The following is an 11242-nucleotide window of genomic DNA, read 5'->3' as shown; positions in this document are numbered from 1 at the left end:
ACGTCTGTTAATTTAAATTAACAGACGTAACAGGTTATCCCCGCTCCCGGCATCCTGTTCGCTCTCCTCACAAGACTAATATAACTGGTTATATTAATGCTGCATCTCTGCAATACCTGTTATATATGCATAACAAGTTACATCGTGCTAAATACAGAACCCTTATACAGCAAGGGTTACAAGATGTAGTTATAACGACCTTATCTAGTTACAAGTTAGCTACAAGCATACTGTTATTCGCCTCATATAACTTGTTAGTTTATTGTAATTCTGTTAGATTATCTCCAAGCTGTTATAACCAATAATATTAAACTTGTTAAGTAACTTGTTAGGCTATATTGTAACAACTTATCAGTTTCTAACAGATTGCCAAATCTTCCGCAATGCGATCGCAGGGCTGGAGTGAGCTTAGACCTTCAGTCGGCTGAACTAATTGGCTTGTCCAGACCCCCCTTGAAGCTAGAAATTCGCGTTGTGGGCTAATGGCTTGACTTTGTGGAAACAAGGGGTTTACGGGGCAAAATATAAGCGGATTTGATGGATTTGGCTTGAGGATTCCATTCATAGTGGGTGGCAGTGGCGATCGCTTCTATTGGTTATGTCTTATTGGTTTTTCACGGCATAACCAAATTTGGGGCATTCTTGCGTATGCTAACGGTTAGGGTGCTTACTACCGCTAACGTGCTGGCGATCGCCTCATTCGCCTCATGCCCAATAACAAATGACCAATGACTATTGACTGACCGCCGCCAAATTTAAGCGCTGGACTCATGCCCTTGTCACGCCACAAGACTAATGACTAATACCCGTTCAAGAACCACGGTTCTTTGTACGTAGGCTATTTATGAAAACATTTACACAATTTTGGTAGTCACCACTGAGAATCATCGCCGTAGTCACGACCTATTTTTTCATTTTCAGTATGTTCTTGGTATCCCCGCACTATTTATACAAAATTTGGTAGTCACCACTGAGAATTCCTGTATTTTGTATCAAGTTTTGATACCGTAGTCACGACCTATTTTGTATCAAAGTTTGATACCGTAGTCACGACCTCTATATATATAGATATTAATTAACGTGACTACCAAATATAACTACCATACCGTGACTATGTCCATAATCATAAAACCCCAAAACCCCCAATCTTAAATCTAGGTATGACTACCGCTACCCCTCATTGCCCAACATTACCTTGATAAATCCATCAACCCAGTACTTGAGGCTGCTTCTTAGACAAAGTAATGCCCACTCCGGTGATGAATCGCCAGTGGGGTGATGTGGTGATCAGGGGCAAGTTTTTCTCTCTAACCTGTTCATCAATCTCCATAACAAGTTATTCAATCCCAGAGAACAGCTTTCCCCACTGTGGGCATTACTCAACTGCACATTTTTTCAAAGACGCGATCGCAAAAGCGCCATCGGTTTGATTCCCAATCCCCGTGCCGGATTTTTCGCTGCTATCCCGGCGAACACCCAAGACATTAATTTTCTCTATCAATGTATTTGTATACAAGTGGTTACATTATCTCAGTAGTTATTCAAGTACACACGATTATTTATTTATAATAAAAACAAATCGTGTGTACTGGCGAAATCTTTGCCATGCATAGGGTCTACAAAAATTTTCGTCAAAAATATTTTTTCAGAGTCCTGATGGGGATTGAATCTGACTAAGGTATTAAATAGTACTTTTCATCCCTGGCTAGAAAATACCTGCGGACATGAGTGCGATCGCCTCCACTCCCCAGCACCAATCCCCAATCCGCCGCCGCCAAATTGAATGCGCTGGTACTTCAAGGGGCGCGATCGCGCTTTTGAGTTTCACCCCTAGCTTACCGGGGGGTAGTACAGCGACAGCGATGTCCCAGCAGTGCCACTGTCCAATTCTCAATTCCCAAGCTTGGGAATCGAATCCCAAAACACCAGGGGAGGGGCCAACACCCAAGACATGAATATTTCTCTATCAATGTATTTATATATATAAATGCTTAGATTATCTCAGTAGTTATAAGAGTACACACGATAATATATTTATAATAAAAATCAATCGTGTGTACTGGCGAAAGCCCTACCATATATATCGTCTACCAAAAATCTTGTCAAAAAACTTTTTTTCAATTCCTGCTGGGGATTAAATCTGATTCAGGTATTAAATAGTACTTGTCATCCCTGACTAGGAAATACCTGTGGACATGAGTGCGATCGCTTCCACATCCTGCTCACTGGACTTCACCCCACGACCGACGACCGACCACCGCCACATTTTCCCCACTGGACTCATGCCCATTCCCCATGCCAAACAACTAATGACCAATGACCAATGAATGACTAATACCCGATGCCAACCGCCACCGCCAAATTTTCTCCACTGGCACTTAAGGAAGTGCGATTGCGTTCATTGGTTATGTTTTATCAATTTTGTACGGCATAACCAGTTTGGGCGCGATTCGATTTCCGCCCACCCGTAGTCACGCTCTCTATATATATAAATATTAAATACCGTGACTACCAATTATGACTATCACCCCCATCCCCAATTCTCACTGTGACTACCAATTATGAATACACCCCATCCTCAATTCTCAGCGTGACTACGGCGTGAGGGTTTATGGGGCGATCGCGCCCTTGTGTGACCTCAATCTCAACTCTACCCAATGACTAATACGCAACATTCTTCCCTTGCGCCCACGCCGTAGTCACGCTGACTATATATATAGTAATTAACTACCATGACTACCATCCCCTGGCTTTCAAATCCCTTTACCCCTTCACCCCCAAACAGAATACTCGGCGTGACTACGGCGGGAGCGTGGGGCAATCTCCTTCACTCCCCAGCACCAATGCCCAACCCGCCGCCGCGATTGCTCTTTTGAGCTTCACCCCTGGCTGACGGTGCGGTAGTACAGCGACAGCCATGTCCCGGCAGTGCCACTGTCCAATATCTCATTCCCAACATTGGGAATGAATCCCACAACCCCAGGGGAGCGGCCAGTTTCCCCGCCCAGTGCTGCTAAAATTCCCCAACTTCTCGATGGGGTGATGAGTGACAACTTTTCTCTCTAACCTGTTCATCTATATCCATAACTAGTTGTTCTCTCTATGAGAACACTGGGGGCATTACTCTTTTTCCAATCACGCGATCGCCACCAATGACTGACTAATATACAACATCCTTCCCTTCTGCCCATTGGTAAGTTGGTTATTGGTTATGTCTCATCATCTTCTGGCGGCATCACCTTTTGCAATGCGCTTTCAATTTCCGCCAGCGCTTGGTCGATGGCTCTCACGGCATAACCATTTGGGCGCGGTTCCCAGGCGATGTTTATGGTAGGCATCGGGCAAGTTTTTCCTTGTTGGACATATCGCTCTAATGCCCTAACGCTCACGCCTAGATAATCAGCCGCTTCTTGCTTGTTCATAAATATCGCCAAATATCGACAGGTGAAAAAATATTATCAAATCTTTGGCGAGTTTTGGCGCTATTTGTTATTGTCAAATATTATAAAAATTCAATTTAGTTACAACATGAGAATGCTTGCATGTCGTCAAATGCAAAAACAGAAGTAGTCAAAAAGCTGAATTAATCAAGTTCAGATACAGCATAACTGGCACATTAGCTTCAGTGCAGCAAAACCGTACAATAGATTTTTTACAATTATTAAAATAATTTTTCTTGAGTAAATAATTAGTAATTAAAAAACAATTATTTATGTCACTTGTCAATATAATTAATATATTTTAATAAATAGCTAATTATTTAATATAGAATGTATTACGTTAGATTATTCTCAATACTTAATTGACGATAAGAATAATTATACCTTTATTAATCTGGTAGATATTTAAAAAGTATTAGTTATGATACTAGTACTAATTCAATAGCTTAACTTTCAGTTATTCATAATATTTTCAATTAAAATCTTTTTTGTATTAAATAGTACATTACCTTATGGTTTGTGCCAATTATACAAGTGGCATTATCAGCTATTTCCTGCTAATACACTTACTGATAAATTACTTTCAAGTGCATTTAAGCGCGTTTTAACTAGTAAGTAAAACAGGGTAAGTATGCCACAACCTACGAATGGTAATGACCTTCTCTATGGTGATGAGAATGGAGTTATAAAGAATGACACTATCAAGGCTATGAATGGTGATGACTATGTCGCTGGTAAATATGGTGATGACTACCTCTATGGTGGAGATGGTCATGACACCCTCATTGGAGGCTATGGTGATGACGTTTTATATGGAGACAATGGTGATTACTTTTATGAATTTGGTAATAAAATTCTGAATGGAGACTATTACTTTGATCCTTACCCCAATACAAGAAACGATCGCTTAGACGGTGGAGATGGTAACGATAGCTTATACGGTGAAGCTGGTAATGACACTTTATATGGAGGAAATGGTAATGACACTTTATATGGTAACAGTGGAGACGATCTTTTATATGGTGAAGATGGTGATGACTACCTAGTTGGTGCAGATGGTAATGACAGCCTCTATGGTGGAGATGGTAATGACTTCCTCAAGGGTGGATTGCATGGTAATAACTACCTCGATGGTGAGGGTGGTAATGACTCCCTCATTGGTGGAGATGCTAATGACTTCCTCAAGGGTGGATATGGTGATGACAGCGTCTATGGTGAGGGTGGCAATGACTCCCTCAATGCTGGAAATGGTGATGACATCCTCAACGGTGGTACAGGTGCAGATACAATGCTTGGTGGTGCTGGTAATGACCTTTTCTATGTTGATAATGTAGGTGATGTTGTCAGCGAAAATGCCAATGAAGGTACAGATACAGTTTCTTCAACCATCAACTATATCTTGACAGCTAATGTTGAAAACCTCACCCTGACTGGTACTGCTGCGATCAACGGTACAGGCAACGTCAGCGATAACATTATCACAGGGAACAGCAGCAATAACATCCTCAATGGTGACTATGGTAATGATTCTTTAGTTGGAGGAAATGGTAATGATTCTTTAGTTGGAGGAGATGGTAATGATATTTTGTATGGTTCTAATTCTTTTGACTACGGCAGTGTAGAAAAGGATACTTTAACTGGTGGATCTGGTAACGATGTATTTGTTCTAGGTGATGGAGGATATGACAACTTTTATCAAGGATCTGGTTACGCAATAATACAAGATTACAATTCTCAGTATGATAAAATTCAAGTGAGCGCTGGCACTATTATTGTTTTAGGCAGAAATAGTAATCTTGGTGGAGGTCTTGCGAATGATGTAATTATATATCAGTACAATTCAGGTTCTCTAGATAGACTAGCGGTAGTTTATGATACTACTAATGTAACCCTCCTAAAGGTTTAAAACGCTACAGTTAAAAATGGGTTACTGAGGTAGTAGATTAAACTGCATGGATCTACGGCAGAGCAGAGTCAAAATCCGCAGCGTCAGTGTAATCGCCGATTTGCTCATTCTTGTTCTCTAGCAATATATGCTCAATCCTCTGCCGTTCTACACCATTTCCGTCAAGGTAAAAATTAAGCAATAACTCCACAAAAAGCTTGTTGTTGTTAATCCCCTCGTTTATTAAGTCTTTAAGCATTGTAATCACCATCAGACAAAGCGCTACTCGTAGATTATAGTAGTAGCGCAAGTAAGTTGTCCGTCTAGATAACCTCCATTATTTTGACTAGCCTGAATGTTGCTTTTCATACTTGTCAGCTTTGCCAATCGAGTAAGCAAAAAGTAAGCAAAAATTTCTCCGTAGTGCTGGAATCGTTTACAGAGAGTTATTTCCAGAGCCATTACCTCGCAACACTTGTGCGCGGTCGTACCTCTGTATCAACCTATTTCCGTACATCTAGTCAAAAGTAAACCTGCAAACTAAACATTGGGGCTAATAGAAGTTGCATAGAACCTAAGTATAAATACTTTTAATTACTAAAACTTTTACAATAATTTACGTATAATTTTACTGAAACTTTATTTAATTACAAGTTTCTATGCTAATCAAATTTTCTTTTGTTACTTAAATAAAGCTTACATAAAGATGACTATGATGTTAGTAAATTTACAGTTAAGTTAGCTATTGTTACCTCATAGGTTTATATCTATCTAGTTAACCTTTGTTACTTATGTAATGAGTAAATAAACCTAGAACCTACTTAGCTCTATGAGGATTTATAAAGATGGGTAAATATTCTTCAACAATCTTATGTGCGCTAACGTTTTCCATTTTTAGTTATCAACTATCAGCTACAGCAGCAGAGTTAAAATTTAATGGTGGTACATATCGGATAGTGCAAACTGCTGGGGGTTTTTATCTGGAAAATTTTTTAAATTTAACTAAAGAAAATGTTAATGATTTACATGTAAGTTTTACTTATCTCGATACGAATAAGGATGTACGAAACATCACAGAAAACTATGCGTTTGAAGATGTTGCACCAAAGGGTACTTATACTCCGCCTACAGTCCCAGATTCAGATTTTACAATTGTCTTTCCTCGTAAATTTCTGCCAACTCAGGATGATCAAACTTTTGCAGATGCAGGAACTTATTGGACAAAATGTGGAAACAAAATCTTGGGTAGTTCCAAAGAGTCTGTAATAGCTTCGATGATAGCTTCTTTCAGTAATGCTTTAATTCCCCCTGCCTCCGCCGAAACAGGCTGTCCCGTTCCAAGTGTTCCTGAACCATCCTCAGTACCCACTACGATGATGTTTAGTGCTGTTTTAGGTGCTAGCATTTTCTTAAACCGTAAAAAACTGAAGACCGCAAATTTGAAGACTTTCATAAAATAAAAAGTTAATAGTTTGCACGTTAGACATAATCCGCTTCATCTCAATTGTTCTCAGTTGTTCTAGCTGTTTTTGTCACTGGTTAATGTCATGGTCAAGCTGATTTTTTCTCAATTCCAGCATTGACCATTTTGTGGTCGGTTTTACAATCCACGACCACTTTTTTACTTGAAACAGTTCTGAGTTTTTGAATAAAAATAATACTCACTACAAACAATACGGAACCAGTTACTCCACCAGGGAAGTATTGATGCAAGAAAAGCCAAGTGCAAATATGAAATGTTCCATTCAATAACTCAATAATTGCCCAAGTACACATAAAGTACCAGCCCCATTGAGTTTCTTTTTCAGCACTAGGCATAGACCCTAACATCAATGCAATGATGAGGTAGTTAAGAATAGCAAACAAATCTGCACTGATTTCAAAAACGGGAATCCAGGGTAAGTATTGATGCAATGCTTCGCTTATACTGCCGAAGTAACTGTAAAGCTTGGTGTATGTTTCCTCCATACTGTGAAAAGCTTGGATAAGTCCCAAAATCCAATAGCTATAAGCAATTTTCGTAGGTTGAGAGTCAAGCATTATCATCCTCTCTATTTACTAGACAGTTATCAAGATTGCAAATATATAGACATCTCCAGAAATTAGTTATTAACCCAAGTTGCCCAAGGATTTTAAATTTATTTTTGGAGATGTGAATGATGATTGCTCTATACTTTTCAAATCAGTCTATAAGTATACAAGAGCAATGATTTGAGTAATGCCAGCAGCACCCAAAAATACTACAGCCAGAAAATGCCAAAATTGATTGAATGTACTTTCAGCAATTAATCCCTCTGTTGCTCCTCCTAGCAGTAAGAAAAGCGTAGTAATTAATGCTGGTACTAAGCCATATAAATGGATCATGGCAATAATGTAAATAATGGTTGCAATAGCAAATGTCACTAGAATCCCAAGAGGAATGGGAAATACTGGACGTTTACCTTGTCCAAGGTCTACATAGAAAGTTGACAAAGGTGTTCTAGGGCCAATATAAAGCCAAACAAATGTTGAGCCTAGAATAATCAGAGTCCAAGGATTGGAAATCGTCAAGAATCCAATCTTCCATTGTTGTATTCCGTAAACTCCAATTATGAACATAATAGCTGCAACGGCTTGATAAGCAAACAGCAACTTATAAGCTGCTTCGCGCAGTCTTTCATTGTTATATTGACCTCGATTTAAAGGTTGATCCTGAAAAGGTGCAACTTGCCAACCTTCATATTCGTGCATCACAATTGGAGCAAATCCAGCCAGAATTTGGAAGACGGGAGCCATCATCAACCAAAACATGGATTCATAAGATGTGTGGGGAGGAAATCGATAAAGAGCATAAGCAACACCCAGTTGAGTTAAAAACAAAGCATAGTGAAACAACTCAACAATGCTTAATGCTAAAGGCTTCGCAAACTTAAGGATTGATTGCTTTACTGGTGGATATTGCCATACCCAACCAGGAGCAGGGTAAATGTCTGGGATGTCTGTTATATTTCTGTTTGCTGATGACTGAGTATTCAATTCCGAATTATCGTCGGGAATAGATGTCATAGATTTATGCTCCTTTTGAATCTCATAGTGACATTGAGCCGAGATATTACGTTTCTTAAAAATATTTTTCGGAAAACCCGGACGCAGATTAAGAATCGTAATAGTAAAAAAATTATACTTTCAGGTTATGCTGTCAATCAAACGAAATGCAGAAACCAGTAAATACATGAGCCGGGTAATCGCACTATTCAATCAAGCCGGTGGGGTTGGTAAAACGACCTTGACCATGAACCTGGGCTATCAACTGCAATTGCATGGATACAAAATTCTTCTGATTGACATCGACCCCCAGGCTTCCTTAACTTCTTTCATGGGCATTAACCCAGAAAATTTAGAAAAAACTCCTTTTGACGCGCTGATAAATGAAGAACCATTATTCATCCTAAAAAACCAACACGGGATGGATATAGCTCCTACTAATATCAACCTCAGCGTCGCCGAAATTCAACTGGTTAATATGGATTTTCGTGAAGTCCGGTTGAAAGAAGCTATTGACCCAATTCGCAGTAACTATGACTTTATTCTCATTGACTGCCCACCCAGTTTAGGGCTGTTAAGTTATAGCAGCCTTGTTGCTGCTACTCACTTGCTCATACCGATTGAAACCCACTACAAAGCTTTCCAAGGGACAACTTTACTGTTGCAAACCATAGCCCAAGTAAAAAAGAGAGGAAACCGCAACTTAAAAATAGCAGGGTTTGTTCCTTCGCGCTATGCTGCTTCCAACTCCCAAGACCAACGCACCCTGAAAGCTATCTCCGAACAATTTTCCTCAATTGCCCCAGTGTACGACCCAATTCCCAGGGCTACAGCTTTTGTTGATGCTTCTGAACAACAAGTACCCTTGGCTATCTACGACCCGAAGCACCCAATTTTGAAAATATTGGATAAGATAGCAAAAAAAATGGAGCAATTATAATGCCTCGGATACGCAAAACAGAACAACCTTACAAAGCTAAAGCCGATATCAGTGTGTTGATGGGAGAGGAGCAAGCTACAACAGAGCCACTGCTATTACCTGTAAAATCCATCACTATGCCTTCTGGTCAACCCCGGCGCTACTTTGACCCTGTGAAGATGGAGCAACTAATTCAGTCCATCAAAACTCATGGGATTCTGGAGAATCTACTTGTTCGTCCCCTGCCTGACTTAGAAAATAAGTACGAGTTGGTAGCAGGAGAAAGACGCTACCGTGCAGCGCTCGCAGCCAAACTAAAAGAAGTGCCTGTTACTATCCGCGAATTGACTGCTGATGAAGCACTCTCCCTGGCGCTGATAGAGAACCTGCTTCGAGAAGACCTCAACCCAGTCGAGGAAACAGAAGGTATACTGCAACTGTTGTCTATCCGGCTTGCCATCCCAAGAACCGATATCCCCAATCTACTTTACCGGATGCAACATGAAGCTAAAGGAAAAGTTGCCCAAAACATTTTGGGCAATGAAAAAGGACAGACAGTAATGGCAGTTTTCGAGGAATTAGGTAAGCTCAGTTGGGAATCATTTGTTTCCAGTCGCTTACCACTACTAAAGTTACCAGCAGAGATTCTAGAAGCGCTACAAGGGGGGAAAATCGCCTACACCAAAGCTCAATTGATTGCCAGAGTTAAAGATAAAGAACAAAGACAATCTTTGTTAGAAGAGGCGATCGCCGCAGATTTACCCCTGAGTGAAATTAAAGAACGAGTTAAAGCTCTGCAACCACCAACAGATACAGAAACTCCTCAAGCCACAATTAAAGCCGTTACCCGCCGTATTACTCAGTCCAAAGTCTGGGAAAATCCCAGAAAATGGAAACAAGTCCAAACTCTTTTGAAAAAATTGGAGGCTTTAGCTACAGAAGAAAAAGATTTAAATTAAGAAATTATTAATGGATGCCAAAATAAGTCAAACTTAGGTTTCGGGATTATCGATTCCCAAGCTTGGGAATCAAGATTGGGTTTATTTGCATTAATGACTATCTGGCGGTACTGAGCCATCGAGAATACCAGCAGGTAGCTTCTGACAATTCTGGTAACCCATGCTATCACTGTAGTTAAAGAAATTCGTCTAAAACTTAAACTACGATGCCATTCTTAGCCAAACGCAGAATTGACGGACATAACTATTATGAAATCGTCAAAAGCATCCGCGTAGGGGGAAAGCCAAGGCACGAAACCTTACACTACCTCGGCAACTACCAAGCTGCGCTGACAAAACTCCAATCCCTGCGGGGCTTTTGTGAGAGTGAGAAACAACGGCTACTGTTGCGTCTCGCCAAACTGGAAGGCAGATTGGACGCTCTTGAGATTCCATTGCCGGAAAAGAGTTATCAATGCATAGTTTGCGACCCCCCTTGGTTTTATAGCTTGCGGACTCAGGATGAAACTCACAGAAATCGAATAACTTACAAACCCATGAAGCTTGAGGAAATTTTAGCTCTCCCACTACCAGAATTAAGTTCTCAAAGTGGTTGTGTTTTATGGCTTTGGTTCACCAACAACCATGTGGGGGAGGCAGTGCAATGCGTTCAACATTGGGGGTTTGAGATTAAGACTATCCTGACCTGGGAGAAAATCACCAAAGCGGGAAAGCCGCACATCGGTACTGGACATTGGTTACGAAATTGCACCGAACACTGTTTACTGGCTACGAAAGGACAGGTCAAGGCGTTCGCAACCATGAAAACTTTGACTAATCAACCAACCATTCTCCACGCCGCCAGAAGGGAACACAGTCGCAAGCCCGCAGAATTTTATGAATTGGTGGAGAAGCTTTGTGCGGGGATGACGAAACTGGAGATGTTCTCTCGCCAATCGCGCCCCGGTTGGGATGTTTGGGGAGATGAGGCGCAGAAGTTTGATGAAATTACACAACATCCCACTCGCAAATAAAC

At 40.6% G+C, this 11242-nt stretch carries 13 protein-coding genes; 5 read left to right on the top strand and 8 right to left on the bottom strand.

The window, feature by feature from the left end:
- Positions 1-1375: 1375 nt before the first annotated feature.
- The 5 genes from AACW45_RS33040 to AACW45_RS33020 all read right to left on the bottom strand — a co-directional run bounded on the left by AACW45_RS33040 (position 1376) and on the right by AACW45_RS33020 (position 3338).
- Positions 1376-1501: a hypothetical protein gene (locus AACW45_RS33040; protein WP_277883148.1), complete on the bottom strand. Its 126-nt coding sequence runs from the start codon at positions 1499-1501 to the stop codon at positions 1376-1378.
- A gap of 204 nt (positions 1502-1705) precedes the next feature.
- The gene (locus AACW45_RS33035) at positions 1706-1948 is read right to left on the bottom strand and encodes a hypothetical protein (protein ID WP_190637385.1); all 243 of its coding nucleotides are present in this window, start codon (positions 1946-1948) and stop codon (positions 1706-1708) included.
- 702 nt (positions 1949-2650) lie between these two features.
- Positions 2651-2821: a hypothetical protein gene (locus AACW45_RS33030; RefSeq protein WP_190637384.1), complete on the bottom strand. Its 171-nt coding sequence runs from the start codon at positions 2819-2821 to the stop codon at positions 2651-2653.
- Positions 2822-2827: 6 nt separating this feature from the next.
- Positions 2828-2950 carry a hypothetical protein gene (locus AACW45_RS33025; RefSeq protein WP_277883147.1) on the bottom strand — a complete coding sequence of 41 codons (123 nt, stop codon included), beginning with the start codon at positions 2948-2950 and terminating at the stop codon, positions 2828-2830.
- Between the two features lie 259 nt (positions 2951-3209).
- A complete protein-coding gene (locus tag AACW45_RS33020; RefSeq protein WP_277880457.1) occupies positions 3210-3338 on the bottom strand; it encodes a hypothetical protein in 129 nt (42 codons plus the stop codon).
- Between the two features lie 733 nt (positions 3339-4071).
- Between AACW45_RS33020 and AACW45_RS33015 the strand changes: the two genes are divergently transcribed.
- On the top strand, positions 4072-5346 hold the full coding sequence (locus AACW45_RS33015; RefSeq protein WP_190637382.1) for a calcium-binding protein: 1275 nt from the start codon (positions 4072-4074) through the stop codon (positions 5344-5346).
- A 52-nt stretch (positions 5347-5398) separates the two neighbouring features.
- On the opposite strand, the gene AACW45_RS33010 is transcribed toward AACW45_RS33015, so the two are convergent.
- Positions 5399-5584, bottom strand: a complete 186-nt coding sequence (locus AACW45_RS33010; RefSeq protein WP_190637380.1) for a hypothetical protein — start codon at positions 5582-5584, stop codon at positions 5399-5401.
- A gap of 586 nt (positions 5585-6170) precedes the next feature.
- On the opposite strand from AACW45_RS33010, the gene AACW45_RS33005 reads away from it, so the two are divergent.
- Positions 6171-6785 carry a hypothetical protein gene (locus AACW45_RS33005; protein WP_190637378.1) on the top strand — a complete coding sequence of 205 codons (615 nt, stop codon included), beginning with the start codon at positions 6171-6173 and terminating at the stop codon, positions 6783-6785.
- A gap of 91 nt (positions 6786-6876) precedes the next feature.
- Here AACW45_RS33005 and AACW45_RS33000 read toward each other — a convergent pair whose 3' ends face one another.
- Entirely contained in the window at positions 6877-7365 is a 489-nt protein-coding gene (locus tag AACW45_RS33000; protein WP_190637376.1) for an HXXEE domain-containing protein, read from the bottom strand.
- A 147-nt stretch (positions 7366-7512) separates the two neighbouring features.
- Positions 7513-8370: a hypothetical protein gene (locus AACW45_RS32995; RefSeq protein ID WP_190637374.1), complete on the bottom strand. Its 858-nt coding sequence runs from the start codon at positions 8368-8370 to the stop codon at positions 7513-7515.
- A gap of 127 nt (positions 8371-8497) precedes the next feature.
- On the opposite strand from AACW45_RS32995, the gene AACW45_RS32990 reads away from it, so the two are divergent.
- From AACW45_RS32990 to AACW45_RS32980, 3 genes are all read left to right on the top strand, one after another.
- Positions 8498-9289 (top strand): ParA family protein, encoded by a 792-nt coding sequence (locus AACW45_RS32990; RefSeq protein WP_242045811.1) that lies wholly within the window; start codon positions 8498-8500, stop codon positions 9287-9289.
- On the top strand, positions 9289-10227 hold the full coding sequence (locus AACW45_RS32985) for a ParB/RepB/Spo0J family partition protein (RefSeq protein ID WP_190637372.1): 939 nt from the start codon (positions 9289-9291) through the stop codon (positions 10225-10227). Before AACW45_RS32990 ends, AACW45_RS32985 begins: the two co-directional genes overlap by 1 nt.
- A 206-nt stretch (positions 10228-10433) precedes the next feature.
- Positions 10434-11240 carry an MT-A70 family methyltransferase gene (locus AACW45_RS32980; protein ID WP_190637370.1) on the top strand — a complete coding sequence of 269 codons (807 nt, stop codon included), beginning with the start codon at positions 10434-10436 and terminating at the stop codon, positions 11238-11240.
- The last annotated feature ends 2 nt before the right edge of the window (positions 11241-11242 follow it).

Origin of the sequence: Calothrix sp. FACHB-168 (assembly GCF_963889195.1) — a bacterium.
GTDB lineage: Bacteria > Cyanobacteriota > Cyanobacteriia > Cyanobacteriales > Nostocaceae > Aulosira > Aulosira anomala_A.
This window is presented reverse-complemented; position numbering and strand designations above follow the sequence as displayed.